This is a genomic window from Oceanicola sp. D3 (assembly GCF_006351965.1).
In the GTDB taxonomy this organism is placed as follows: domain Bacteria; phylum Pseudomonadota; class Alphaproteobacteria; order Rhodobacterales; family Rhodobacteraceae; genus Vannielia.
On sequence record NZ_CP040932.1, the window covers coordinates 903,979 to 930,348 of the forward strand.

The window sequence follows — 26,370 nt, forward strand, 5'->3', positions numbered from 1 at the left end:
TTGGTGCTGGTCCAGAATATCGAAGTAGAAGACGCCTCCGACGCCGAACGCAAGCCAGTGCGTGTGGTTGTCTGTGGTGAGGTGAGTGCCGGCAAGTCCACGGTGTTGAATGCTCTGCTGCGCGCCCGCGTGCTGCCTGACAACATCGGCCAAACGGTGCGCCCTGTAGTGACCGTGAGCCACCGCGCCGAGACCGGCGTGGAGGCTGTGGACCAAGACGGTGAGGCGCGCTCGGCGGAGCTGAACGGCGGCACCAAGATATTCCATGACGCGGCTGAAGTGCGGCTTTGGTCGGACCATGCGCATCTGTCTGGCCTTGAGATTGTCGAAGTGCCTCTGACCAAGGCCGAAGAGCTGACCGAGGAGCAGGTTGCCCTGATCCGCTCTGCCGATGTGATGGTTTGGGTTACGATCGCCTCGCAGGCCTGGCGGCTGACGGAAAAGACGATTGTTGAGCAACTGGGCAGCGCCCGGCCCAAGCACGCCATCCTTGCCGTCACCCGTGGGGACAAGCTGCGCAACGACCGGGATCGCACCCGCCTGCGCGAGCGGATGGTGCGCGAGACCGAGCATTTCTTTCAGGAGTGGGTCTTCATCAAGGGCGCACGCCGCAAGCTCGACAAATCGGCCAAATGCGACAAGGCCTGGGACGAGACGGGCGGCGCGGAGATGATGGAAGCCATCGAGCTGCTGGCCGAGCGCGTGCGCCGTGAGCCGCCTGTTGAGGTGGAAGCGGAAGAGACCGCCGAGGCGGAGAGCGCGGCAGTTGTGGCTGAACCGGAAGGGAACGCTGCGCCGGAGGCTTCTGAGCCGCAGGCTGCGGTGGAAGAGCCGGCCCAGGCGCCTGCCGGTGCCCGCGCGCGTGTGGTGGATTTCAGCTCCTATCGTGCTGCCGCTACAGAGCAGCCGGCCGCCGCTGAAAAGGCAAAGCCCACCGCGCCCGAAACCGCTGCCGCCCGTGCAGCCGTTGCGGCAGAGACCGAAGAGAACCCCGGCCTTGCACAAATGGCCGCCGCGATGAAGGGCGTCATGGTTCTGGCGCTCCGCCCGCAGGACGCGCCGGAGGCGATTGAGGTGACGTTCGGTGATGAGGATCAGGCGCGCGAACTGGGGCTGTTTTGCTCCGGGCTGCAGGCCAACCTTGGTGACACGCTGAAGATCATGGACGGCGAGGGTGTGGTTTCGGCCTTCACCCTGTCGACCACCGGTCGCCGTGTTCTGTTTGAGGAGATCCCGGGCATCGGGCTGCTCTACCTCATGGCGGATGGCGCGGTGATGAGCCACGGCATTGCCTCGACCTTCTTCTCGCGGGTCTGCCGCAAGCTCAAATCAGAGGGCTGATCCCGCCTGCACCGCGGGGCGGCTGCCCGATTGTTTCCATTCTGCGCCCGGATTGTCACCCGATCCCGGCTTGCCTGCGGCCTCATGTGGCCTATCGTCATGGGTACTCAATCATGGCGGAAAAAGGGCACAGGCATGGCAACCTCATGGAAGCAGGAAGGTGGCGAGCACTGGGGCCCGTGGATTCTGCATGATGGAAAAGGGTGCCCCGTTCGCGCCGGGACCGTGGTGGAAGTGGTTTGCGAAGATCGGTTTGGCTTTGCCATGCGCCAGGTTACCCAAGTGGTTGGCGGCAGCTATTCTTCATGGGACTGGACGTATTTTCCGGAGTTGAAGAAGATCATCCGGTTCCGCGAGAAGAAGCCCAAGGGGATGACCATGCTTGAAGAGCAGATGGCCCCCAAGGAAACCAGCGCCCCCAAAACCCCGGCCAAGGTGGACTGACTGGCGCTTGCGCCGCCCCGGCATTGACCTCTCTGCCCCGAACAGGTGACAAACGCTGGACGCGTCGCCACAGGGTAGCGGCGCGGGACCGGGGGGATTGTTCATCATGGCAGAGCCGCAAGTTACCGACGCGGGTGAATATGATTACATCGTTGTTGGCGCGGGCTCCGCTGGCTGCGTGCTGGCCAACCGTCTCTCCGTGAACCCCGCCAACAAGGTGCTCCTGCTGGAGGCGGGCGGGCATGATAACCATCATTGGGTGCACATTCCGGTTGGCTACCTTTACGCGATGGGAAACCCCCGGCTTGACTGGTGCTATCGCACCGCCGAGGAGCCCGGACTGAACGGGCGCTCCCTCGCTTACCCGCGCGGTAAGCTGCTTGGCGGCTGCTCCTCGATCAATGGCATGATCTACATGCGCGGGCAGGCGGCGGACTATGACCAGTGGCGGCAGGCGGGGTGCACCGGCTGGGGCTGGGACGACGTGCTGCCGCTGTTTCGCAAATCCGAAAACCACTATGGCCCGGCCAGTGAAGCTCATGGCAAGGGCGGCGAGCTCGATGTGGCAGAGCAGCGCCTGCACTGGCCGGTGCTTGATGCGGTGGCCGAGGCGGCACAGAGCATGGGCATCCCGGCCTGCACCGACTTCAACGATGGTGACAACGAGGGGGTTGGCTACTTTCCGGTCAACCAACGCGGCGGGCTGCGGTGGAACGCGCGAAAGGCTTTTCTCAAACCGGCCCGGGGCCGCGCCAACCTGCGCGTTGAAACCGGTGCTCATGCGCAGCGCCTGTCGCTTGCCGATGGCCGCGCGGAGGCGGTGATCTATCGTCAGAATGGCCAGCTCAAACGCGCCCGCTGCCGGGGCGAGGTGGTGCTTTCGGCGGGTGCGGTGAACACGCCGCAGCTGCTGGAGCTCTCCGGCATCGGCAACCCCGCGCTGCTGCAATCTCTTGGCCTGCCCGTGGCGCTGGAGGCCCCCGGCGTGGGTGAGAACCTGCAAGACCATCTGCAAATCCGCACGGTCTTTCGCATCACCGGGGCGCTGACCCTCAATGACCGGCTGGCCACGCTCTTTGGCAAGGCGCGGGTGGCGCTGGAATATGCCTTGCGCCGCAGGGGGCCGATGTCGATGGCGCCGAGCCAGCTTGGCATTTTCGCCCGCTCGGCGCCCGACTTCGAGCGCGCCAATATCGAATACCATGTTCAGCCGCTCTCGCTGGAAGCCTTTGGCCAGCCGCTGGACCGGGAGCCGGGCGTGACCGTCTCGGTCTGCAATTTGCGCCCCGAGAGCCGCGGGACGATTCACATCACCGCGCCAAATGCCGATGAGGCGCCCGATATTCGGCCCAACTACCTTTCTGCCCGGGCAGATCAGATCGTGGCCACCGACAGCCTGCGCCATGCCCGCGCGCTGATGGCCGCCGAAGGGCTGCGCGCGTTGCAGCCGCGCGAGATCAAGCCGGGGCCGCAGGTGCAGAGTGAGGCCGAGCTGTTGAAGGCTGCCGGAGATCTTGGCACCACCATCTTTCACCCCGTTGGCACCGCTCGCATGGGCAGTGACCCGGGCGCGGTGGTTGACCCCTCGCTGCGCCTCAACGGCCTTGCGAACCTGCGCATCGCCGATGCCTCGATCATGCCCACCATCCCCTCGGGAAACACCCATGCGCCGGTGACGATGATTGCCGAGAAGGCCGCCGAGATGATGCTGGCCCAGCCCGCCGCCTGATTTGCCGAACTGCGCTTGCCGCGCTGCCCGTTCTGCGGCATCGTTGCGCCACGGGCAGGCGATGGCGTCGCCAGCGCGGCAGAGCGCGCCCAATCCTCCATCCTGAACGCCGGGATCTTGCTTTATCGTCGCCGCGATGGGGGAAGACCTTCCCATGGGCACGACCATGAGAAGGATTTTGCGAATGGACCGTCCCGAGTTTTATCGATTTCATCAGGGCGACCGCGTGCTGCCCTTTGACGCGAGCGAATATGACGCGCGCCTCGCCGGCCTGCGCGCGGCCATGGCTGATGCCGGGGTGGAGGCTTGCGTGCTCACCTCGATGCACAACATCGCCTATTACTCCGGCTTTCTCTATTGCAGCTTCGGGCGGCCCTATGGGCTTGTCGTCACCCCTGAGCAAAGCGTGACCATCAGCGCGGGGATTGACGCGGGCCAGCCATGGCGGCGCTGTCATGGCGACAACATCACCTATACCGACTGGGCGCGGAACAACTTTTGGCGGGCGATCCGCTCTGTCACCGGCGAGGGGCGGGCGCTGGGCTATGAGGGCGATCACCTGACGCTGGCGCAGAACGCCCTTTTGCTGGACCTGCTTCAGCCTGCCTCCACCACCGATATTGCCCCGGCCACCATGCGCCAGCGCATGCATAAATCTGCCGCCGAGTTGGAACTGATCCGGCAGGGCGCGGCGGTGGCCGATGTGGGGGGCTATGCCATCCGCGAGGCGGTGCGTGAAGGCACCCGGGAGATCGACGTGGCGATGGCGGGGCGGGACGCGATGGAGCTGGAAATCGCCAAGCGCTTCCCCGAGGCAGAGTATCGCGACACATGGGTCTGGTTTCAGTCGGGGATCAACACCGATGGGGCGCACAACCCGGTGACATCTCGCAGGCTCAAGCGTGGCGATATCCTGAGCCTCAACACCTTTCCGATGATCTCCGGCTATTACACCGCGCTGGAGCGCACGATGTTTGTTGGCGAGGTGGATGATGCCTCTCGGGCGGTTTGGGAGGCCAATGTGGCGGCGCATGAATACGGTATGTCGCTGCTGAAGCCGGGCGCGCGATGCTCTGAGATCACCCGTCAAATCAATGCCTTCCTCGCCGAGCGCGACCTGCTGCAATATCGGACCTTCGGCTATGGGCACAGCTTTGGCGTGCTGTCGCATTACTACGGGCGTGAGGCGGGGCTGGAGCTGCGGGAGGATATCGACACGGTGCTGGAGCCCGGCATGGTGATCTCGATGGAGCCGATGCTGACCATTCCCGAGGGCCAGCCCGGCGCGGGGGGCTACCGGGAGCATGACATTCTTATCATCACCGATGGCGGAAACGAGAACATCACCGGCTATCCCTATGGGCCGGAGTTCAACGTGGTGGGGTAACGGGCGTCAGCCCTGATCGGCGGGGGCGGGGGCACTTTTGGGCTCCCGCTCCAGCAACACCGGAAACCAGTCTTCCCGCAGCTGCTGGCCGGGCTGCATTCCGTGGCCGGGAAAGGGCGGCGAGGTGGGGCCCGGGCGCTCCACGTAGCGGGCATCATCGCCCACCAGCCGCAGCGAGAAGGCGCGGCGACGGGTGCGGGCTTCGTTGCCGCGGGCGCCATGCAGGGTCATGAAATTGAAGGCCACCGCATCGCCCGGCTGCATCTGCCATTCGCAAACGTCCATGCCCTCTGCGTCAGGGTCCGGCACCGGCATGTAATCTGCCTCGTTGGGATAGAAGCTGGTTTCCGCCAGCCAGCGCGTTGGCAGCACTGGCTTTTTCCAGCGGTGCGAACCGGCCACGCAGCGCAGGGTGGCGTCGCCGACCGGGTCCAGCGGCACCCAGAAGCTGACGGTTTGCTGGCCCTCGACAAAGTAATAGGGGCCGTCCTGATGCCACGGCGTGGGCTTGGAGGTTTCTGGCTCCTTCACCAACACATGGTCATGAAACATTTGCACTCGGCGTGAACCCATCAGCCCGGCGGCCACCTCGGCCACCGGCGCGGCGGCGATGGCCTCTGCGAACTCGGGGATGCGGGTCCAGTTGCAGTAATCGTCAAAGAAGCGCCCGCGCTCGCCGGATTTGAGGTTTTCTGCGGCATAGGGGCCGGGCTCTTCCATGTTTCGGGCCACACCGGCGCGCAACATGTCTACCTGTGCACGAAACAGCCCGGGGATCAGCACCGCGCCGTCACGCTGGTAGCTTTCGATGGTTTCGGCGGTCAGAAGCGGATGCACGGGGGCCTCCTCCTTGTGGCGCTCAGCGCGTTGCGCCGCGATACCACGCCACGATAGCGGCGCGGTTCTCTGGCGTCATGGTTGAAACCGCATTGGGAGGCGGCATGGCGTGGCTTGCCCCGGCATGGAGAAAGATCTGCCGGGCATTGCGCGCCACATCGGATTCGGTTTCCAGCACCACGCCCTTGGGGGGCCAAAGCATGGTGTCGCTGAAGAAGGGCTCGCGGGCGTGGCACATGGAGCAATTGCCGAGCACCACGCTATAGGCCTCTTCGAACCCCTCGGCAGAGGCAAACTTCTGCTCGTGCGGCGTGAGCGCGCGCGCCTCGGCCTCCTCAAGGCTGTCTTGCATCGGTGCGACAGAGAGCCATGCGATGAGCACCATCAACAGCACCGTCACCGCCCATGTCCAATGCGGGCCCTTGCCGGTGGCGTGCATGGTGTTGAAGTAGTGCCGGATGGTGACGCCGGTCAGGAAGATCAGGCTGGCGATGATCCAGCTGTACTCGGTGGCAAAGGCCAGCGGGTAATGGTTGGACAGCATTAAAAAGACGACCGGCAGCGTCAGGTAGTTGTTGTGGGTCGAGCGGACCTTGGCGATCTTGCCGTACTTGGCATCTGGCGTGCGGCCTGCCTTGAGGTCTTCCACCACGATGCGCTGGTTCGGCATGATCTGGAAGAACACGTTTGCCGTCATGATCGTGGCGGTGAAGGCCCCGAGGTGCAGCAGGGCCGCCCGCCCGGTGAAGATCTGGTTATAGCCCCATGACATTGCCACCAGAATGGCAAAGAGCAGCAACATCAGCAGCGTTGGCTGCTCGCTGAGTTTGGATTTGCACATGAAGTCATAGGCGAGCCAGCCAATGGTGAGCGAGCCGCCGGAAATCACGATGCCCTGCCAGAGCGCCAGATCTGCCTTGGTCGGGTCGAGCAGGAATATCTCGCCGCCGACCCAATAGATGATCATCAGCAGCGCCGCCCCGGAGAGCCATGTGGAATAGCTTTGCCACTTGTGCCAGGTCAGGTGCTCGGGCATCCGCGCGGGCGCGACGAGATATTTGGTGGTGTGGTAGAAGCCGCCGCCGTGGACCTCCCATTCTTCGCCATAGGCGCCTTCCGGCATGCCCTTGGCGGGCTTGAGCATCAGGTCGAGCGCGATGAAGTAGAATGACGCGCCGATCCAGGCCATTGCGGTGATGACGTGCAGCCAGCGCACCGCAAAGCCCACCCAGTCCCAGATCGCTGCCAGATCATACATGCCCTGCGCCCTCAAAATTCTGATTCCTGCACAGGCTAGTCCGAGACGCGACGCTCTGCCATGACCGGCTGTTGCCGAGGTGCGAAGGGTTGGCCGGTTTATCGCCCTGCTTGCAAAATATGCGCTGTTTGGCAGCTGTGCCGCAAGCCGGGGGCGTGGCGGGCAAATCGCCCCTTTCGTCACGGGGCGAAAAGGGGTTCGATTGGCGGGCTCATAAATGGGCGGAGGCGAAGGAAAGGCACATGTATGCGCACCTCAGATGACAAACACGAGGGTGTCTGGCAGCGGGCCGTGCTCTGGGCGAGGGCGGGGGCGTGAGCCGCGCCGTGCCCATCGCCCCGCTCACCGCCGAGGCCTTTGCGCCCTTTGGCGATGTGCTTGAGGCCACGGGCCCCGCTGACAAGATCATCAATCAGGGCCTCTGCGGGCGCTACCATGACAGGGCGCAGCTGGACTTTGCCGATGGCCGCGCGGGTATCAGCCTGTTTGATGCGCAGCCGCGCAGCCTGCCCATGGCGCTGGAGATGGTGGAGCGCCACCCGGAGGGGAGCCAGGCCTTTTTGCCGATGAGCCACGCGCCCTTTCTTGTGATCGTCGCTCCCGATGAGGGGGGCAGGCCGGGGCGGCCGGTGGCCTTTCAAACCGCGCCGGGGCAGGGGGTTAACTACCACAGGGGTACGTGGCACGGCGTTCTCACCCCGCTCTCGGCGCCCGGCCTTTTTGCCGTGGTCGACAGGATCGGGCCGGGTGAAAACCTTGAGGAATACTGGTTTGCAGAGCCCTACGAGGTTGTTGGGTGAACCGGGCGGCCTTCAGAACGCCTTGCCACGGGCGCTGACGGGCCAGAGGCATTCGACCTTGCCGTTGCGCACGCCGACATACCAATCATGCAGGTTGACGGTTGGGTCACAGTGGCCGGGCACCAGCCGCAGCTTGTCGCCCGGTTTGAGGGTGCCGCCCGGATCGGCAAGCTCGCCATGCTCGTCGGAGCAGGCGGTATAGGTGACATCCTCACGCCCGAAGACATCCGGCAGCCCGCTGTCGAGCGATTGCACCTTCAGCCCGGCGTCGCAAATCGCCTTGTCAGGCTGAACGTGGCTCATCACCTGCGTGAGGAGGAACAGCGCATTCTCCCACTCGCCCCGGTCGATCCGTGCGCCATCTTCCTGCAGAATTCGGCCATAGTCGGCATCCATGAAGGCGTAGGAGCCGCATTGCAGCTCATTGTAAACGCCTGATGTGCTCTCGAACGGGTAAGAGCCGGTGCCGCCGCCTGACACCACCGCGCAGCTGATCGCTTCGGCCCTCAGCGCGGCGAGCGTTTCTTTGACCATGGCGATGGCGACATCGGCCTTGGCCTTGCGGTCCTCGTAGCGGATGTGGTGTTGCATCGCACCCTGATAGGCCTGAAGCCCGCAAAACCTTAGCCCGGCGGCCTCAATGACCGCCTGTGCAATTTCCACCACCGCAGAGGCGCTTGTCACCCCGCACCGGCCTGCGCCGCAGTCGATCTCCACCAGAACCCCAAGCTCGGTGCCAGCGGCCTGCGCAGCGGCGGATAGCTCGGCCACGTTGGCCACATCATCCACGCAGACAGTGACCTCAGCGCCAAGCATGGGCAGGCGGGCGAGCCTTTTGAGCTTGAGCGGGTCGCGGACCTGATTGCTCACCAGCAGGTCGCGAATGCCACCGCGTGCAAAGACCTCGGCCTCGCTCACCTTTTGGCAACACACGCCCACGGCGCCGCCCAGCTTTTGCTGGAGCTTGGCCACATCAACCGATTTGTGCATCTTGCCGTGGACGCGGTGGCGCATGCCGTGGGCACGGGCGTAGGCGCCCATCTTGGCGATGTTGCGCTCCAGCGCATTGAGGTCGAGCACCAGTGCCGGGGTCTGGATGTCGGCGGCATCCATGCCGGGCCGGGCGGGGACGTCAAAGCCCACTTCCAGATCGGTGAAATCGTGCTGTTGTCGGATCATGCGCCTTACTCCCTTTGCCGGGTAGATAGGGCAATGCCGTGGAAAGACCCAGCGGCTCTGGTCGCGGCGCTGTGCAAGTTGTTCCCGCCTGCGATGTGCCGAGGCTGCGGCTCCCTGCCATCGGTTGCCATCTGGGTGGTTGGTGAGCGTGGCGTAACTTCAGATGCTTGTCTTTAGGCTTGAGTAACCTCAGGTTAACTCTGGGCCGGGGGAGGGCATGGCATGTCGGAAATGACGCTGAGACAGATTGAGGTGATCCGGGCGGTGATGATGACCGGCACGATCAGTGGCGCGGCGGAGATGCTCAACGTTTCAGCGCCGGGCATCAGCCGCCTTGTGAAACATACCGAAGAGTCCCTTGGCATTCGGCTGTTCGAGCGGAAGGCGGGCCTGTTCACCCCTTCGGTCGAGGCCAGTCGCGTTTTCGACCAGGTGCGGGAGGTATATCGCGGGGTCGAAAACCTGCAGCTTGCCCTCGGCTCGCTGCAGAAGGGTGAGGCTGTGCGCCTTTCTTTCGCCACCGCGCCCTCAATCGCCCAGTTCATCGCCGCCCGCGCACTGCGGCAGGTGCGCAGCCGCTATGATGACCTCTTTGTCGATCTGAACGTGCTGAAGATCGAGGAAACGGTTGAATACCTCCTGCTGGAACGCGGCGAGTTTGTCATCATGAGTTCTGCCGTCGAGAATGCCGCTATCGAGAATGAGGAAATCGCCGAAGGGCGGTTGGTGGCGGTGCTGCCTGAGGGGCACCCGCTGACGCGGCAGAAGCAGGTATCGGTTGCTGACCTCGCCAAGGAAGAGTTGATCGGTGTTGACCCGTCCGACCCTTACGGCGCGCTGCTGGCCGAGCCCTTCGCTATGGCGGGGCTGGAGGTGAATTTTGCCATGCGGGGGCGTTTTGCGCAGACCGTGGTAAGCTTGGTGCGCCACGGGCTTGGCGTGGCGGTGATCGACGAGTTTTCGGTGGCGGAGGTCTATATGCCGGGGCTGGAGCGCCGCCCTTTGGTGGAGGATGTGCGGATCAAGAGCTATGTTTCGCGCAAGAAGGGCCGGGTGCTCTCGGGCTATGCCGAATATGCCATCGCCCAATTTCGGCGCGAGCTTGGACGGGCGGTGGAAGATGGGCCCTGGTATCGGGCACGAAAATAACGTGATGTTAACAAGTGCGCCAAATGGGTATTTGACGTTAAGAAGAAATGCACGGCAGAGTGCCCTGCATCCATAGCCCGTAAAACCGGCGCAGGACTGACACACTTGGGAGGAAGAGAATGAAGCACATCATTGGCGGCGCGTTGAGCGCCCTTGTTTTGACGGCAACGGCGGCTGTTGCGGAATACCCCGAAAAAGAGATTCAGGGCATCATCCAGTGGGGAGCCGGCGGCTCTACCGACACTGTGATGCGCTCGGTCACGCCCCATGCCGAAGAGGCGCTTGGCGGCACTGTGGTTATGCAGAACATGACCGGAGCCGTGGGCGCTATCGCGCTGAACCACGTGGCAGGCTCTGCCGCCGATGGCTACACCGTGCTGATGGGCGCCGAAAACCCGATGCTCTACAAGATCATGGGGCTGGGCGATAAGGATTATAACGAGTTTATCCCGATCTCGATCCTCGCCCGTGGCACCCCGATGCTTGTGGCCAACCCCGATGCGCCGTTCAACGATTACGCCGAGATGATGGCCTACATCAAAGAGAACCCCGGCGAGGTTAAGTTTGGCTCCACGGGCCCCGGTGGCTTGCCTTCGGTGGTCACCGCGATGATCTCTTCGGTTGAAGGCGGGCTCGATGTGACGGCTGTGCCCTATGATGGTGACGGCCCGGCCCTGACCGGCCTGCAGGGTGGCGCGATTGACGTTATGCCCGCCGTGCTTGGTGCCGCCATCGAAGCCATCCGCGCAGGAAACATGAAGCCGCTCGCAATCTTTGACGTGGAGGCGAACGAGCAACTGCCCGATGTGCCCCACGTGACCTCGTTCGACGAGGCCTATAGCACCTACCTGCCTTGGGGCCCGTTCTTTGGTGTCTTCGTGCCCAACGGAACGCCCGATGACGTGGTGGCAAAACTGTCGGACGCCTATGCGACTGGCGCCCAGCACCCCGACTTCGTGAAGCTGATGGAAGATCGCGGCTTCACGCTGATGGGGATCTCGGGCGAAGAGGCAAACGCCTTCCTCTCCAAGTGGCAGCAGGGCACCGCGTGGCTTTTGCAGGATGCCGGGCTGACAAAGACCTCCCCCGAGGAGTTCGGGATCGCGCGCCCCGGAGAGTAACTGCTCAAGGCGTGGCGCTCCGGATGACGGATAGCCAGCGCCAAGTTGCCGGGCACCGCATTTCTGCGCGAAGTGCGGTGCCCCATTCTTTCGGGCCCAAGGGAGGACACCATGGAGCACATCGACCCCGACCATCATGACGGCACCTCCGACGCCACACCCGGTGGCGAGCGTGGAAAACGCCGCCCCGGAGAGCTGCTCTTTGCCGCCGTTTTGCTGGCGGCCAGCCTTGGTTTGCTCTGGAGCGCCTATGGGATCGAAAACCCCTTTGGCCCCAATGGCCTTTCGTCTCCCCGGTCCATCCCAATGGCGACCACCTTTGCCATGGTCGTCTCGGCGGCCATTGTGCTGGTTCAGACAGCGCGGCTGCCGCTCGACCGGGCCGAAACACTGGCAAAAGACATCCTGCCGCCGGTCGTTCTCGTCTTCGCGCTGTTCCTGGTGGCCTATGGCGTGCTACTGCGCCCTCTCGGGTTTTTGCCCACATCGGCGTTGTTCCTCCTCGCGGCCATCAAGATCCTCGCGCGGCGCGGGTGGCTTTGGACGCTGGTGGTTGCCCTTGGCAGCCTCATCGTGATCTGGCTGATCTTCCGCATCGTTTTCAGCGTGCTCATGCCTGCAGGCATCGTGCCTGAATCCGAGATGATCCAGTTCTTCCGGGGCCTCGTCAGCGCGGGAGGCGCAGGATGACCACGCTGATGGATTTTCTGACCGTTTTCACCCAGCCGCAGCTTTTGCTGCTGGTCGGGTTGGGCACCTTTGCGGGTGTCTACGTTGGCGCAATTCCCGGCCTGTCTGTCACCATGGCCGTTTCTATCCTGATCTCCTTTACCTTCTCGTGGGATGTGTACCCGGCGATTTCGCTGATGATCGGCATCTACATGGGCGGGGTTTATGGCGGCTCGCGCACGGCGATCCTGCTCAACATTCCCGGCGCCCCCTCGGCCATTGCTACCGCGCTTGACGGCTATCCGATGGCCAAGCGGGGAGAGGCGGGCACGGCGATTGGCGTGACCACGGTGATGAGCTTCATCGGTGGTTTCGTCGGCATCGGTGTGTTGGCTCTGGCTGCGCCTCTGGTTTCGGACTTCGCGCTGCGCTTTCAGCCGCGCGACTACATGCTGCTGGCGGTGCTCGGCATCCTGCTGGTCGGCTCGCTGAGCCAGGGCAGCCTTGTGAAGGGCATCTTTGCCGGGGCGCTTGGGATTGCCCTTGGCGCAGTGGGGCGCGATCCGCTGACCTTCGCGGAGCGCTTCACCTTCGAGTTTCAGCTGCTGGAGGGGGGTATTTCCTTCATCGCGGTGATGATCGGCATGTTCGGCGTGTCTGAAGCGCTGCTGCAGCTCCACCACGTTGACAAGGACGCTGTGCGCCAGAAGATCACCCGCATCGTGCCCTCGCTGGCGACGGTGAAGAAGCACCTGCCGCTGAGCCTGCAGACCTCCACCATCGGCGTGGTGATCGGTGCGCTGCCCGGGACTGGCGGCGATATTGCCGCGCTCATGGCCTATGACCACGCCAAGCGCGTTACCAAAGCGCCAGAGCGGCCATTTGGCGATGGCGCGATGGAGGGACTTGTGGCCCCCGAAACCGCCAACAACGCGGCTGTGGGCGGGGCCTTCATTCCAATGATGACCCTTGGCATCCCCGGCGATGCGGTGACGGCGATCATGATTGGCGCGCTGTTCATCCATGGGCTCAACCCGGGCCCGATGCTGATGATCGACCAGCCCGATATGTTCTGGTTTATCGTTGGCTGCCTCCTGACGGCGAATTTCTTCATGCTGCTCTTCGGGCTCACCGGCATTCGGCTCTTCACCAAGATCGTCGAGATGCCGCGCAGCGTGCTGGTGCCGCTGATCATGCTGCTTTCGATCGTCGGCGCTTATGCGGTGAACAACTCGATCACCGATGTCTACTGGATGCTGGGCTTTGGCGTTTTCGGCTATTTCATGCGCCACTACGGCTACCCGCTGGGGCCGGTGATCCTTGGCGTGATCCTGTCGCGGCTGCTTGATGACAACTGGCGCAGGGCGATCATCTCGGAGCAGGAAGATCTGGGCCGGTTCTTTGGCGGTATCTTCTCTAGCCCGCTGTCAATTGTTCTGCTGGTCTCCGTCATCCTCATTTTCGTGTCGCAAACGCCGGTTTGGGCCGCGGCGAAGACGCGTGTTTTTGGCAAGAAAGGTGGGCGTGCATGACCCGCGACGCGGAACTGAAACTCGGGCTGATCGGAGACAATATCGCGGGTTCCCGCGCGCCCGTGCTGCACCGCATGGCGGGGGCACAGAATGGGGTGTCGGTGCAATATGACAGGCTGGTGCCCAAGGAGCTTGGCGAAGACTTCGAGCCGCTTTTTGAGGCCTGCAAGAGCCGGGGGTATCGCGGCATCAACGTGACCTACCCCTACAAGGAGCGGGCGGCCCGGATGGTGGCCATCGACGACCCGCTTGTGCGGGCCATAGGCGCCGTTAACACGGTGCTCTTTGCAGAGGGCGGGCCGAAGGGACACAATACAGATTACACCGGCTTCATCGCGGCCTATCGTGCCCTGCGCGGTGATGCGGCCGTTGGCACCGCCTGCCTCATTGGCACTGGCGGCGTGGGTCGGGCTCTTGCCTTTGGCCTTGTGGCGCTTGGGGCAAAGGCGATCCGGTTGGTTGACCAGAACCCCGCCAAGGCCGAGGCGTTGGCCGAAGAGCTTGGCGGCCTCGGCGCGGCCCCTGCCATTGAGGTGTTTGCGGATGCGGCCACCGCAGCCGATGGCGCCGATGGGCTGCTCAATGGCACGCCCGTGGGCATGATCGGCTACGCTGGCACGCCGCTTCCTGCCGGGGCGATGCAGGGTGCGGCGTGGGCGTTTGACGCTGTTTACACCCCGGTGAACACCGAGTTTCTGCAAGACGCTGGCGCGGCAGGTGCCACCCTGATCTCGGGGTACGAGCTGTTTTTCTATCAGGGCGTTCACGCTTGGGCCCATTTCTCGGGCCTTCCGCTGGATGAGGCCCGGCTGCGGGCAGAGCTTGCCAAACAGGGAGAACCGGCATGAAAACCTCCATCGCCACCGTCTCGATATCGGGCAACCTGCGCGAAAAGCTGGAGGCCATCGCCAAGGCGGGCTTCGACGGTATCGAGATTTTCGAACAGGACTTCATCGCAGACACCGGCACCCCACGCGAGATCGGCGAGATGATCCGTGACCACGGGCTGGAGATTACGCTGTTTCAGCCCTTCCGAGACTTCGAGGGCCTCACCGGCGAGGCGCGAACACGTGCGTTTGACCGGGCCAAGCACAAGTTTGATGTGATGCAGGAGTTGGGCACCGATCTGATCCTGTTCTGCTCCTCGCTGCATCCCGACGCGCTGGGCGGGGTGGATCGCGCTGCCGCTGACTTCCACGAGCTGGGTGACATTGCCGCCGAGCATGGGGTGCGCGTGGGCTATGAGGCGCTGGCTTGGGGCCGCCATGTGAACGATCATCGCGATGCGTGGGAGATCGTGCGTCGCGCCGATCACCCGAACATCGGCCTGATCCTCGACAGCTTTCATACCCTCGCCCGAAAGATCGACCCGGACACCATACGCCGCATTCCGAGCGACAAGATCTTCTTTGTCCAGTTGGCCGACGCGCCGCTGATCGAGATGGATCTGCTGTATTGGTCGCGCCATTTCCGGAACATGCCGGGCGAGGGCGATCTGGCGGTGACGGAGTTCATGCGTGCGGTTGCGGCCACTGGCTATTGTGGCCCGATCAGCCTTGAAATCTTCAATGACCAGTTTCGCGGCGGCAAGCCTGCGGGGCTTGCGCTTGATGGCCACCGCTCGCTTGTTGCGCTGATGGATGACGTGCGCAGGCTGGAGCCCGATATCCGCATTGACCTGCCCGATTTGCCGCCGCGCGTGGCTGTTGAGGGTGTGTCTTTCATCGAGTTTGCCACCCGTGGCGATGAGGCCGCCGCGCTGGAGACCTTCCTGAAAACAATGGGGTTTTCCCATGTCGGCACCCATTTGTCCAAGAGCGTTGCGCTCTGGCAGCAGGGCGATATCCGGATTGTGGTGAACACCGAAGACACCGGCTTTGCGCAATCTGCATACATGGCTCATGGCACTACGATCTGCGATCTCGGCCTGTCAGTTGCGAGCGGTGCCGATACTGAGCGGCGGGCGGTTGCGCTGGGTTCTGCGCCGTTTCAGCAGCCGCTTGGGCCGGGTGAAATGAAGATCCCGGCGATCCGCAGCGTTGGCGGTAGCGTGATGCACTTTATCGACGAGGCAAGCGGCCTCTCCGATGTTTGGAATGTCGAGTTTCAGCCCGTGGAGGGCGCGCCGAAGGCCGATGCGGGGCTGAGCCGGATCGACCATGTGGCCGAAACCATGAACTACGACGAGATGCTGAGCTGGTCGCTGTTTTATACATCGATCTTCGAGATGGGCCGTGCGCCTATGGTTGATGTGATCGACCCGGATGGCCTTGTGCGCAGTCAGGCGATCAGCACGCCGGATTCTGCCTTTCGGATTACCCTCAACGGAGCCGAAACCCACCGCACGCTGGCAGGCAGCTTTCTGGCCGAGAGCTTCGGCGGTGCGGTGCAGCACGTGGCCTTTGCCTCGCAGGACATCTTTGCCACCGCCCGCGCCATGGCGGCGCTTGGCTTTGAGCCGCTGCCCATGCCGGGGAACTATTACAGCGATTTGCAGGCCCGCTTTTCGCTGAGCCCCGAGGTGCTGGCGCAGCTCACCGAGTTGAACATCCTCTATGATGAAGACAGCGCGGGCGCGTTCTACCAGTTTTACAGCCGCCCGTTCTCTGGCGGGTTGTTCTTTGAGGTGGTGCAGCGGGTGAGCGGGTATGATGGCTATGGGGCGCCCAACGCGCCCTTCCGGATTGCCGCTCAAAAGCGCCTCGCGCGGCCCAAGGGCATGCCCAAGCGATAGGCGCGGGCCCGCTGCCATGGCCGCCTGCGCGCCTCCATACGCGCGCAGGCCGGCGGCCCAACCTGTTGCTCAGTGAGGCGCGAGACCTAGCAGGCGCCTCGCCTCGCCGGGGGACGCCACATGGCGCCCGTGGCTTTGCGCAATTTCGGCGGCCCTTGCGACGAGGGCGGCATTGGAAGGCGCGAGGGTGTTCCGGTCGAGCCGGATATTATCCTCCAGCCCGGTGCGCAGATGGCCCCCGGCCTCGGCGGCCCAGTGGTTCAACTCACTCTGATGGCGGCCAATCCCGGCGGCGCACCATTGGGCCTCGGGGCCAAAGAGCGCCCTGACGGTTTCGACATAGAAGTCGAACACACGGCGGTCGGCGGGCATGGCGTTTTTGACGCCCATGACGAACTGGATGTAGGGCGTTTCGGGCAGCAGGCCCTGGTCGCGGAGCTTTTGGGCTTGGTAAATGTGCGAGAGATCGAAGGCCTCGATCTCGGGCACCACGCTGTACGCCTTCATCTCGCTTGCGAGCCAGTCCACGAGATCCGGCGGGTTGTCGTAGACGCGGGTGGGAAAGTTGTTGGAGCCGACCGAGAGCGAGGCCATGTCGGGCCGCAACGGCAACATCCCGCCGCGTGCCTTGCCCGCGCCGGAGCGCCCGCCGGTGGAAAGCTGCACGATCATACCGGGGCAGTGGGCCTCGATCCCGGCCTTCAGTTGAGCAAAACGATCCGGGTCCGAGGTTGGGCGGCCCTCGTCATCGCGCACGTGGCAATGAGCGATACTGGCCCCGGCCTCGAAGGCGGCGTGGGTGCTTTCGATTTGCTCGGCGACGGTGATTGGCACCGCCGAGTTATCGGCCTTGGTGGGCACGGAGCCGGTGATGGCGACGCAGATGATGGCCGGAGTGGTCATGGCATCCGCTCCAGTGCGTCAAGAAAGAACGGGCGGAAGCCTGCGGGGTGCTCGCTCATCGGGAAGTGGCCAAGCTCTTCCATCACCGAGAGGGTCGCGCCGGGGATGGCATCTGCGGTGCGCTTTGCGTCTTCTGGCGTGCAGGTCAGGTCATAGGCGCCAACGAGGAAGTGCACAGGCGTTTGGCTCGTGTCGATCTGGCCGAGACGTGCGATCAGGCTGTCGTCCTGCGTGTAAAAGCTCAAATCCCCCCGAAACACGCCGGGGCCGCTGGCCATGAACATCCACAGGGTCGCCCAGCGATCGGCGGGCGGTGCGTGGGGCGAGATGTTTGTGGAGACCAGAGCGGCGCCCATCTCGCCGCCATGGGCATCAGGGCGGTCGAACCAGTCGATATCATACCATGCGGCCTGAAAATCGGAGGCCTCGATGGCGATAAAGCCCGAGAACCGATCCGGGTGCAGCGCCGCGAGTTGCAGGGCGATACGGCCTCCCATAGAGCACCCGGCGAGGATGGGCCTCTCCAGCCCGAGCGCGTCGACCATCGCCAGGACAGTGTCGATATAGGCTTGCGTGGTCAGCAGGTATTCTTCGGTCTGGAACCCTTCGGGTGGCAGGGATTTGCCGTGCCAAGGCATGTCGAAGGCAATGAGCCGATTGGCCCCTGTCACCTTGGCGTCGTTCATCAGGTGGCGCCACTGGCCGGTGTGCGCCCCGGCGGTGTGCAGGCAAAGGACCGGGCGGCCCTGACCGGCCTCTTCGAAGTAGATGCGGTAGGCGCGTCCGGCGATGTCGACATTGGCATAGCGTCCGGTGATTGGCTCGATGCTCATGCTGTGCTCTCCATCTGGCCGCGGGGCAGGGCGAGCACTTCCTTGAGGAAGCGCAGGTTTTTGACCAGCACGAGGATATCGCCGACAATCTCGGCTCGCCCGATCTTGACCAGTCCGAACAGGTCATGAAAGCCCGGCTGCGGCAGCGCCTGCCAGAAGCGCCCCATCGCTTCGGCGTCGGTGATCAGCCCGACTTGATAGGGGATCTTCTTGGAGGGGCCGGGCACGACCTGCGCGAGAGTGCCCTTGTCGAAGACAAGATAATACTCCTCGGCATCAATCTTCAGCAGCACCGTTTCTGAGAACAGACGCCCTATGCGCTTCAGGTCAGGCCGCTCGGCCAGCCCTGACTGTATCAACTCCACCATCCGGTGCATTGTCGTACTTCCCTCCTGTAAATCGAGCGCCAAGCTCTTCGAGTGGGGCGCGACATACAATGACGCGCACGGTATTGCTCGATACCCGTCAGAATATTGGTTGGCGGCCATGATCAGTAGAGGATCGCCGCGACGACAGACGAGCCGGAGGAGGAGCCGCAGATGTCAAAGGTTACTATCGACAACATCACCGAAGTGGTCACGGCCGCATTGGGAGAGAACGGCGAGATCGACGCGCGTCAACGCGAGATCATGACCTCGCTGATCAAGCATCTGCATGGCTTTTGCAAAGAGGTGAAACTCCAGCACGGCGAGTTTATCGAAGCGTGCCAATATCTTGCCCGTGCCGGGGCGGTTTGCGACGGCGGGCGGCAGGAGTTTATCTTGTTGGGAGACATCCTTGGCGTTGAGGTGCTGGTGGACATGCTTTCCAACCCGGTCAGCGGCACCGAAAGCGAATCCACGGTGCTTGGCCCGTTCTACCGTGAGAACCCGCCGGTTTTGCCAAAGGGTGCCTCAACGGTGTTGAAGGACTACCCGGGGCAGGAAACCGTGTATTTTGAGGGGTATATCCGCGATGCGGATGGCACGCCGTTGGCTGGTGCGACGATCGACGTGTGGGAAGATGCGCCCAACGGCCTTTACGAAAACCACGACCCGGACCAGCCCGACTATAACCTGCGGGGCCGCTTTGAGACGGACGAAAACGGGCACTATGCCTTCCGTGCCCTGCGCCCGGTGGATTACCCGATCCCCGACAATGAAACCGCCGGCGAGCTGCTGCGCTACATGGGCCACCACCCGATGCGCCCCGGGCATATGCACTTCATCATCTCGCAGGAGGGCTATCGCCCGCTGATCAGCCAGATCTACGACAGCGCCTCACCCTACCTCGACAATGACAGCGTTTTTGCCGTGAAGGAAAGCCTTGTGGGCGAGTTCCGCAAGGCGGCCCCCGAGTTGGAGACCGATCTGCACATCGAGTTCGATTTCGTATTGGCCCGCGAAAGCGCGGGGGAGCGCATTGCGGCTGAGTAAAACTCCCTGTTGGCCCCAATGTCGGGGCTGACGACTTGAAGCCTCCGGGTTCGCCCGGAGGCTTTTTTGCGGGCGGGAGGCCGCGAGCGCTGTTTTGCGCAACTTGGCCTATCTGACGCTCTTAGCCTGCGGTTTCTGGAACTTCTTTTGTGAGAGGCCTATGAGGGAACGGTGTCAAAAATCACCGCCTCATGATCCAACAGTTCTTTGAATATTATCGCCCGCACATGCGGCTGTTCTGGCTCGACTTTGGCTGCGCCGTGGTCTCTGGCCTGCTGGAACTTGCCTTTCCGCTCGCGATTGCGGGCTTTATCGACACGTTGCTGCCGCAGGGCGACTGGCCGCTGACCGTTCTGGCCGCTGCCGGGCTGGTTGCGGTTTACCTCATAAACACCGCGCTCATGGCGATTGTGACCTATTGGGGCCACATGCTGGGCATCAATATCGAGACAGAGATGCGTGCCCGCGCGTTTGACAGGCTCACCCGGCTCAGCTGGTCGTGGTTTGACAGGGCGGAGACCGGCAAGCTGGTGGCCCGCGTTACCCGAGACCTCGAAGAGATCGGCGAGGTGGCGCACCACGGGCCGGAAGATCTGTTTATCGCGATCATGACCTTTATCGGGGCCTTCGCCCTCATGCTCTGGCTGCACCCGCAGCTTGCCCTGATCACGCTGGTGATCGTGCCGGTCATGGCCTGGCTGCTGGCCCATTATGGCGGGCGGATGACGCGGGCCTGGCAAGAGATTTACGCCCGCGTTGGCGCCTTCAACGTGCGGCTGGAGGAAAGCATCGGCGGTATTCGCGTGGTGCAGGCCTTCACCAACGAGCCGCATGAGCGCGCGCTCTTTGGCGAGGATAACAGCCGCTATCGCACCACCAAGCTGGAGGCCTATCGGATCATGGCAGGCGTTTCGGCGCTGCATTACATGGGCCTGCGGGTGGTGCAGGTGGTGGTGATGGTCGTCGGCGCGGGTTACGTGTTTCAGGGCAGCCTCAGCACCGGCTCCTACGTGGCCTTCCTGCTGCTGGTTGGTGTGTTCTTCCGTCCGCTGGAAAAGATTGCCGCCGTGCTGGAGCTTTACCCGCGCGGCATTGCCGGGTTTCGTCGCTATCTTGAGCTGGTGGACACCGCCCCCGAGATCACCGACGCCGAGGGCGCGCGGGAGGACCCCGTGCTGCGCGGCGCGATCAGTTTTGACCATGTGAGCTTTGCCTATGACGGTGTGCGCGGCGTGTTGCATGACATCAGCCTTGAAATTGCCCCGGGTGAGCAAGTGGCGCTGGTGGGCCATTCCGGCGCGGGCAAGACGACACTGGCCGCGCTGGTGCCTCGTTTCTACGAGCCGAGCGCGGGGGAGATCCGCATTGATGGCATGCCGATCCGCGATATGACGCTGGCCTCGCTGCGCAGCCAGGTTGGGCTGGTGAGCCAGGATGTGTTTCTGTTTGGCGGGACGCTGCGCGACAACATCGCCTATGGGGCGCTTGAGGCCGATGAGGCCGCGATTGCGGCAGCGGTGGAAAACGCCCAGCTTGCGGAGCTGGTGCGGGAGTTGCCGGACGGGCTTGATACGGTGGTGGGCGAGCGCGGTGTTATGCTTTCTGGTGGTCAGCGCCAGAGGGTGGCCATTGCCCGCGTTTTCCTCAAGAACCCGCCGATCCTGCTGCTGGACGAAGCCACATCGGCGCTCGACAGGGGCACTGAGCGCGAGGTGCAGGCGGCCCTCTCCCGGCTCTCTGAAGGGCGCACCACGCTCACCATCGCCCACCGGCTCAATACCGTTCGTGATGCCGACAGGATCATTGTGCTCGACCAGGGCCGGATCGTGGAAATGGGCTCGCATGATGCGTTGGTGGCGCGGCAGGCGGCCTATCATGCGCTGATCAGCTGAGCCGCTTCGCGCTGGCCTGCTGGGGCCGGGCGCGGTAGATCAAAGGGCCAGATCAGCGAGTGGACCCGATGGAAGACCAGCCCGGCACAGCGAGTGAACCCTTTGCCGATGACGCCGATCCGGCGATGGGGGCAAACCGGGTGTGGTTCAACCTGCTGCGCATCCACCGCAGCACTGGGGGGCGCATTGCCAAGGCGCTGCGAGAGATCGGCGTGGGCGACCCTGTTTGGTACGAGATCCTGCTGGAGTTGGAGCGGGCGGGGCCGGATGGCCTGCCCATGGCCGCGCTGGAGCGCAAGCTGTTCTGCCCGCAATATGCCCTCTCGCGCCACGCCGCGCGGCTGGAGGAGGAGGGCTGGATCATCAGCGCTGCCGCCCCCGGGCCGGGCCGCGGAAAGGTGCTGCGGCTCACCAGCGCGGGCAAGGGCAGGCATGGGCAGATCTGGGAGGTCTATCGCGCGGCTATCGCAGAAGAGGTTGGCAGGCGCCTTTCGGTTGATGAAACCTATGCGCTGGCCCGGCTTCTCATCCGTCTTTACGACTGAAGACGCCGCCGATGCAGGGCCTCGGCGGCGTTTGGTTGCGGGCGGGGGCGTGGCCTAGAACTTGGCCACGGCCACCAGCGAAATGGTGCGGCCTGGCTCGCGCAGCGGGGTGATCGTGCCGTATTCGCCGCCGTAGGTCGCGCGGTCGGCATATTGCTCGTCGAACAGGTTGTTCACCTCGGCGCGGATGGTCAGGTTGGGCGTGCTCGGCGGCACGTATTCGGCCCAGGCGTTCACCACCGTGTAGCCATCGAGGTCGATCAGCGCCGGATCATCGAAATCATAGTCGAGCGCCACATCCAGCCCGCCGCCGACCTTGAGGCCTTCCATGCGGGTTTCTTGCTCGACCTCGAAGGCCACCAGCGTGCCAAGCGGTGCGCCGTAGTCCTGCGCGGTAAAGCTCTCACCCGGCGCGCCGTTGATTTCTACGTCGCTGTGCGACAGCGTCATGCGGACAAAGCCGGTGTTCCAGCCGTAGGTGGCACCGAGGTTGAAGCCCTTGCTCTTGAAATCGAAGGTGTTGGTGCTGCTCCGCGCGTTCTTGATTTCGGAGACAAAGACCTCGCCCGACAGCGTGAGGTCGCCGCGTGTCCAGTCGAAGCCGAGGGTGGCATTCTCGGCCCGCGCGGCCTTTAGCCCATCGTAGGCCGTGGCCCCAAGCATGCGCCAGAACTCGTAGTTGTCTTCGATCACGAGGCCGCCGAAGACGGAAGACACCCCGCCGCGCAGGGTAAGCGCTTCGGTGGCGGCGAAGGCGAGCGAAGCGTTGCCGGACCAGCCGGAGAAGTCGCCCTCAAACCCGTTCACCCCGGTGAAGCTTTGCCTGTCATAGCGTGCGCCGAACGAGACCTTCAGCCGATCGCTCGGCTGCAGCCGCGCTTGGGCGAAGATGCCGACATTTCGCGACTCCTCGGTCTGATCCTCGGCATAGGTCGGGCTCAGGTAGTTGCCGAAGCGCTCCTGATAGTCGATCCCGGCGGTCATCGTGTTGCCTTCACTGAGGTGGAAGGTGTTTTGCAGTGTGGTCGAGAAGGTGCCGGAGCGGCCGTTGCTGTCCCACGGTTCGGGCTTCACGATCTCGCTCTCGGAGTAACCGATATGCACGCGCGGATCCCACATGCCGTTGGCATCCGGGGTTTCGTAAACGAAAGAGTAGCTCTCGCGCGTGGTGTTGTAGAACGTCAGCGCGTCATCCACCCCGCCGATGCCGCCGAAGTTCGCGCGCTCTTGCCGGAGCGAACTGTCCATCAGGCGCTGGGCCGAGAACTCGAACCGCTGGCCGTTGCCCTCGTAGGCGACCTTGCCGAGGTAGCTCTCCAGCGCGGCGCGGGTGCCGAAGATGCGGTTGCCATCGCCGTCGTCATAGTCTTCGCCATCGGCGGTTTTGCCATAGAGCAGCCACTCGAAGCCGCCCCGCTGGCCAGCGAGGGTGAGTGCGGATTGCAGGGTTTGGCCATTGTCGGAAAACGACAGGCGGAGATTGCCGCCGAAGTTGTCGCCCTGCTCCAGAATGTCGGAGGCATCCACGGTTTCAAACACCACGGAGCCGGCTAGCGCATAGGGCCCGGCATCGGCTGGCGAAACGGTGGCATCGGCCCGCACCTGCTTTAGCAGCCCGGGGTCGATGGCGTTGGCCGAAACGTGGTGAAAGGCGCGGTTGTTCTGCGCCGTGCCATCGACGGTGACGCCGAGGTTGAGCATGTCGACACCGTTGACGAAGATCTTTTGAGTCAGCGGCAGCGCCCCGCCGACGGAGACCGAGGCAATACCCGAGAACACGTCTTTCAAATCGCCGGTGCGGGCGCGTTCCAACTCACGGTCGGACACGTAGGCCGAGGTGGCGCGGTCGGCCTCATCGCCCAGCTCGTCGCGCTGCTGCACGAGGATCGGGTCGAGGGTGAAAACTGTGGAAGCGTCCTGCGCGTGCGAAGCGGTGCCAGAGAGCGCCATCAGTGCAATTGCGGAGCAGGAGGCAGCATAGCGGCTGCGGCGGAAGATGAGTGGCATGTGTGGTCCCCTGAGTGTCATCAGTCCTGGCTGGGCTCAGAGGCTTGGCTGGCATTGGCGGTAGATCAGGCGCGCATTTGATGCAAGTGCATGTAATGTGTTCGCTGAGGAAAGTGGCCGGTTTCTTGCAAAAAAGTCGCTAGGGGGGGGTGTGAGGTGCGGCAACTTGGTGGTTTGCGCGTGAAATGCAGGCCTTGGCAAGTCGAGCGGGGAGGGGCGCAGCCTGACGTGCGGCCTGATTGCCGCGATCTACCTCGTTCACCCCTGCCCAGTGCCACAATGCCGAACTCGCAAGTATCGTTAACTTTCGTCGCTCGAACCTCTAAAGGTTGGGGAAAGCGCCGCATAAGACTGAAGACTCTTGCTTGCGTGGCGATTGTTGTGCGCAGTGAGGGATACATGGTTACGATCAAGGACATCGCTTCGAAGCTCGATATATCACCGTCCACGGTGGGGCGGGCGCTTGCCGATGATGGCCGTATCAGTGAGGCCACAAAGAGGCGGGTACGCCTTGAGGCAGAGCGGCTCGGCTACGTGTCCAATCGCGCGGCACAGATGATGAGAGGTGCTTCGAGCAATCTTGTGGGCCTGATTGTGCCTGACATCTCGAACAGCTTTTTCTCGGCCACAGCGCGGTCTTTGTCGCAGTGCCTGATGGCGGCAGACTACCAGCTTGCGCTGTGTGAAACTGACGATGACCCCAAGCTCGAAAAACGCCATATCTACGAGCTTACCAGTGCGAACGTTGCCGCAATCATCATCGTGCCCACGGCGAACCCTAGGGCGGAATCGGTCAACTACCTCCGGAAGACGCCACATATACAGATCCTGCGGGACCATCCCGAATTCGGGCCTCAGTTTTTCGGGATCGACGACCGGCTGGCGACCTATCGGGCGGCGATGCACCTCTATGAGCTGGGCCACCGGCGGGTTGCCTATGTTGGTGGCCCATCCGACCTGCTGACAGGTGCGGGCCGCCTTGCCGGCTACCGAGACGCGGCACGGGAGACCGGGAATGAACAGCTGGAGTTGCTGGGATCGCCCGCATCCTTCGAGTTCGGACGTGAGGCGATGCGCGAGCTGCTGGAGATGCCGGACCGCCCGACAGGGTTGGTGCTGGGCGCGATCCTCCACACCGAGGGGGTGCTCGATCAGTTGATCGGGTCGCGGTTGAAGGTGCCCCAGGACATGTCGATCATCGGGTTCGGCGATGAACCGGGCTTCCGGTGGTGGGGGCCGGGCCTCACAACGATGAGGATGCCGATTGCCGAGCTGGCAACCGCCTGCGGGCTTTGGCTGGTGCACCAATTGCGCCAACCGGGCGGGTTCAAGGATGGATACCGTTCTATCTCCCAGCCCGAGCTTGCGTTGCGTGGCAGCACGGCGGCTCCGCGGGGCGTTCAGCCTTAAAATTTGGCGTTTCCAGTTGCTTCGGCACGGTGAGACTCATGCTGGACGCATCAAATGAGTGCGATGCGATGCAAGTTATGCTAACGTGAGCATTGTCGGCCGATGTTGATTGGTTGACCTCTCAGGGGCGATGCGAAGGCTCGCCCATGCGAACAGGGAGGTCGGCTGAGATCGTGCTGCAAAAAAGGGAGGAATCACATGAAAACGACACTACGCCGTTTCTTGGCGGCTGCCTGTGCCGCTGCGGGAACGTTCGCACTGGCGAGCCCCGCGCTGGCGGAATACCCCGAAGACGACATCCGCATTATCGTGCCCTACGGCCCGGGCGGCGGCTTTGACACGATTGCACGGATCATCGCCGATGCTTTGCCCCAATATCTGCCCGATGGTGCCACCGTGATCGTCGAGAACGTCTCGGGTGCCGGTGGACGGCGCGGCGTGGGCGAGATCTATCGCGCCGACCCGGACGGCTACACGATTGGCGTGGTTGCGACCACGATGATCCTTGCGGAGGTCTCCGGCGAGGATCTGCCTTTCAAGCTCGGTGAGATGACCCAGTTCGGGCGGCTTTCCTATGACGGTATGGCCGTGGTTGCGGCCCCGGATTCGGAGTTTCAGTCAATCGAAGATCTGCGGAACGCTGATCGGCCGGTGCTGATCGCGGCATCTCAAAAGTTCACGCCCGGGATCGTGGCCAGCTTGCTGGATTTTCCCTTTGAGGTGGTGACAGGCTATGCGGGCGCAGGTGAGTTCGTTTCCGCGGTTGTGCGCGGCGATGTCGACCTGTCGATCAACACGCCGAACGGCTTTGTCTCCTATGCCGAGGGCGGGCAGCTGAGTGTGCTGGCGATCTTCGACCCCGCCTATGAAGAGGCCTTCCCCGATGCGGTAACGGTCGAAGACATGGGCATCCCGGACTTGGCGAATGTGATCACCGGACGCTTCATGATGGGCCCGCCGGGCATTCCCGATGAGGCGCGTGACACGCTGGCCGAGGCGCTGGCGAAGGTGGCCGAGGATCCGGAGGTTCTGGAGCGTGCACGGCAGGCCAACGCGGCCTTCGACTACGCGCCCCCGGCCGAGGTGGAAGGGCTGCTGGCCGACCAGTATCGCCTGACCGAAGAGTACAGCGAGTTCTTGGAATGAACCGTGAGCCGGCGGGTTTTGTGCCCGCCGGCGCGCCCT

The 26,370-nt window shown here is 63.4% G+C and carries 23 protein-coding genes; 16 read left to right on the forward strand and 7 right to left on the reverse strand.

Going from position 1 to position 26,370, the window contains the following annotated elements:
• Positions 1-3 precede the first annotated feature (3 nt).
• The 4 genes from FHY55_RS04735 to FHY55_RS04750 all read left to right on the forward strand — a co-directional run bounded on the left by FHY55_RS04735 (position 4) and on the right by FHY55_RS04750 (position 4,901).
• Positions 4-1,341: a dynamin family protein gene (locus FHY55_RS04735; protein WP_168222931.1), complete on the forward strand. Its 1,338-nt coding sequence runs from the start codon at positions 4-6 to the stop codon at positions 1,339-1,341.
• A 135-nt stretch (positions 1,342-1,476) separates the two neighbouring features.
• Positions 1,477-1,785, forward strand: a complete 309-nt coding sequence (locus tag FHY55_RS04740) for a hypothetical protein (RefSeq protein ID WP_140013090.1) — start codon at positions 1,477-1,479, stop codon at positions 1,783-1,785.
• A gap of 106 nt (positions 1,786-1,891) precedes the next feature.
• The gene (locus tag FHY55_RS04745; protein ID WP_140013091.1) at positions 1,892-3,514 is read left to right on the forward strand and encodes a GMC family oxidoreductase; all 1,623 of its coding nucleotides are present in this window, start codon (positions 1,892-1,894) and stop codon (positions 3,512-3,514) included.
• Between the two features lie 184 nt (positions 3,515-3,698).
• The gene (locus FHY55_RS04750; protein WP_140013092.1) at positions 3,699-4,901 is read left to right on the forward strand and encodes an aminopeptidase P family protein; all 1,203 of its coding nucleotides are present in this window, start codon (positions 3,699-3,701) and stop codon (positions 4,899-4,901) included.
• A 6-nt stretch (positions 4,902-4,907) separates the two neighbouring features.
• On the opposite strand, the gene FHY55_RS04755 is transcribed toward FHY55_RS04750, so the two are convergent.
• Positions 4,908-5,738 carry a phytanoyl-CoA dioxygenase family protein gene (locus FHY55_RS04755; protein WP_140013093.1) on the reverse strand — a complete coding sequence of 277 codons (831 nt, stop codon included), beginning with the start codon at positions 5,736-5,738 and terminating at the stop codon, positions 4,908-4,910.
• Between the two features lie 22 nt (positions 5,739-5,760).
• Positions 5,761-6,996 (reverse strand): urate hydroxylase PuuD, encoded by a 1,236-nt coding sequence (locus FHY55_RS04760; RefSeq protein ID WP_140013094.1) that lies wholly within the window; start codon positions 6,994-6,996, stop codon positions 5,761-5,763.
• A gap of 314 nt (positions 6,997-7,310) precedes the next feature.
• On the opposite strand from FHY55_RS04760, the gene FHY55_RS04765 reads away from it, so the two are divergent.
• Positions 7,311-7,796 (forward strand): ureidoglycolate lyase, encoded by a 486-nt coding sequence (locus FHY55_RS04765; RefSeq protein ID WP_140013095.1) that lies wholly within the window; start codon positions 7,311-7,313, stop codon positions 7,794-7,796.
• Between the two features lie 12 nt (positions 7,797-7,808).
• On the opposite strand, the gene bhcC is transcribed toward FHY55_RS04765, so the two are convergent.
• On the reverse strand, positions 7,809-8,975 hold the full coding sequence (gene bhcC, locus FHY55_RS04770; RefSeq protein WP_140013096.1) for a 3-hydroxy-D-aspartate aldolase BhcC: 1,167 nt from the start codon (positions 8,973-8,975) through the stop codon (positions 7,809-7,811).
• A 222-nt stretch (positions 8,976-9,197) separates the two neighbouring features.
• Here bhcC and FHY55_RS04775 point away from each other — a divergent pair, with 222 nt between their 5' ends.
• From FHY55_RS04775 to FHY55_RS04800, 6 genes are all read left to right on the forward strand, one after another.
• A complete protein-coding gene (locus FHY55_RS04775; RefSeq protein WP_140013097.1) occupies positions 9,198-10,124 on the forward strand; it encodes a LysR family transcriptional regulator in 927 nt (308 codons plus the stop codon).
• A gap of 119 nt (positions 10,125-10,243) precedes the next feature.
• Complete coding sequence (locus FHY55_RS04780) at positions 10,244-11,245, forward strand: tripartite tricarboxylate transporter substrate binding protein (RefSeq protein ID WP_140013098.1); 1,002 nt, start codon at positions 10,244-10,246, stop codon at positions 11,243-11,245.
• A gap of 111 nt (positions 11,246-11,356) precedes the next feature.
• Positions 11,357-11,935 carry a tripartite tricarboxylate transporter TctB family protein gene (locus tag FHY55_RS04785; protein WP_140013099.1) on the forward strand — a complete coding sequence of 193 codons (579 nt, stop codon included), beginning with the start codon at positions 11,357-11,359 and terminating at the stop codon, positions 11,933-11,935.
• Positions 11,932-13,446 (forward strand): tripartite tricarboxylate transporter permease, encoded by a 1,515-nt coding sequence (locus tag FHY55_RS04790; protein ID WP_140013100.1) that lies wholly within the window; start codon positions 11,932-11,934, stop codon positions 13,444-13,446. Before FHY55_RS04785 ends, FHY55_RS04790 begins: the two co-directional genes overlap by 4 nt.
• Positions 13,443-14,294: a shikimate dehydrogenase gene (locus tag FHY55_RS04795; protein ID WP_140013101.1), complete on the forward strand. Its 852-nt coding sequence runs from the start codon at positions 13,443-13,445 to the stop codon at positions 14,292-14,294. The genes FHY55_RS04790 and FHY55_RS04795 overlap by 4 nt, the downstream gene beginning before the upstream one ends.
• A complete protein-coding gene (locus FHY55_RS04800; RefSeq protein ID WP_140013102.1) occupies positions 14,291-16,180 on the forward strand; it encodes a bifunctional sugar phosphate isomerase/epimerase/4-hydroxyphenylpyruvate dioxygenase family protein in 1,890 nt (629 codons plus the stop codon). The genes FHY55_RS04795 and FHY55_RS04800 overlap by 4 nt, the downstream gene beginning before the upstream one ends.
• Before the next feature lie 69 nt (positions 16,181-16,249).
• Here FHY55_RS04800 and FHY55_RS04805 read toward each other — a convergent pair whose 3' ends face one another.
• The 3 genes from FHY55_RS04805 to FHY55_RS04815 are packed head-to-tail and all read right to left on the reverse strand — an operon-like array spanning position 16,250 to position 18,293.
• Positions 16,250-17,083 (reverse strand): 3-keto-5-aminohexanoate cleavage protein, encoded by an 834-nt coding sequence (locus FHY55_RS04805; protein WP_140013103.1) that lies wholly within the window; start codon positions 17,081-17,083, stop codon positions 16,250-16,252.
• The gene (locus FHY55_RS04810; protein WP_140013104.1) at positions 17,080-17,916 is read right to left on the reverse strand and encodes an alpha/beta fold hydrolase; all 837 of its coding nucleotides are present in this window, start codon (positions 17,914-17,916) and stop codon (positions 17,080-17,082) included. The genes FHY55_RS04805 and FHY55_RS04810 overlap by 4 nt, the downstream gene beginning before the upstream one ends.
• Complete coding sequence (locus FHY55_RS04815) at positions 17,913-18,293, reverse strand: hypothetical protein (protein ID WP_140013105.1); 381 nt, start codon at positions 18,291-18,293, stop codon at positions 17,913-17,915. Before FHY55_RS04815 ends, FHY55_RS04810 begins: the two co-directional genes overlap by 4 nt.
• Positions 18,294-18,455: 162 nt before the next feature.
• Here FHY55_RS04815 and FHY55_RS04820 point away from each other — a divergent pair, with 162 nt between their 5' ends.
• From FHY55_RS04820 to FHY55_RS04830, 3 genes are all read left to right on the forward strand, one after another.
• Positions 18,456-19,331, forward strand: coding sequence for a dioxygenase (locus FHY55_RS04820; protein ID WP_140013106.1), 876 nt, complete (start codon positions 18,456-18,458; stop codon positions 19,329-19,331).
• 191 nt (positions 19,332-19,522) lie between these two features.
• On the forward strand, positions 19,523-21,223 hold the full coding sequence (locus FHY55_RS04825; protein WP_140013107.1) for an ABC transporter ATP-binding protein: 1,701 nt from the start codon (positions 19,523-19,525) through the stop codon (positions 21,221-21,223).
• A gap of 68 nt (positions 21,224-21,291) precedes the next feature.
• A complete protein-coding gene (locus FHY55_RS04830) occupies positions 21,292-21,768 on the forward strand; it encodes a MarR family winged helix-turn-helix transcriptional regulator (RefSeq protein ID WP_254695418.1) in 477 nt (158 codons plus the stop codon).
• 54 nt (positions 21,769-21,822) lie between these two features.
• Here FHY55_RS04830 and FHY55_RS04835 read toward each other — a convergent pair whose 3' ends face one another.
• A complete protein-coding gene (locus FHY55_RS04835) occupies positions 21,823-23,775 on the reverse strand; it encodes a TonB-dependent siderophore receptor (RefSeq protein WP_140013108.1) in 1,953 nt (650 codons plus the stop codon).
• Between the two features lie 399 nt (positions 23,776-24,174).
• Between FHY55_RS04835 and FHY55_RS04840 the strand changes: the two genes are divergently transcribed.
• Entirely contained in the window at positions 24,175-25,185 is a 1,011-nt protein-coding gene (locus tag FHY55_RS04840) for a LacI family DNA-binding transcriptional regulator (RefSeq protein ID WP_140013109.1), read from the forward strand.
• Positions 25,186-25,383: 198 nt separating this feature from the next.
• Entirely contained in the window at positions 25,384-26,331 is a 948-nt protein-coding gene (locus FHY55_RS04845; protein WP_140013110.1) for a tripartite tricarboxylate transporter substrate binding protein, read from the forward strand.
• Positions 26,332-26,370 lie beyond the last annotated feature (39 nt).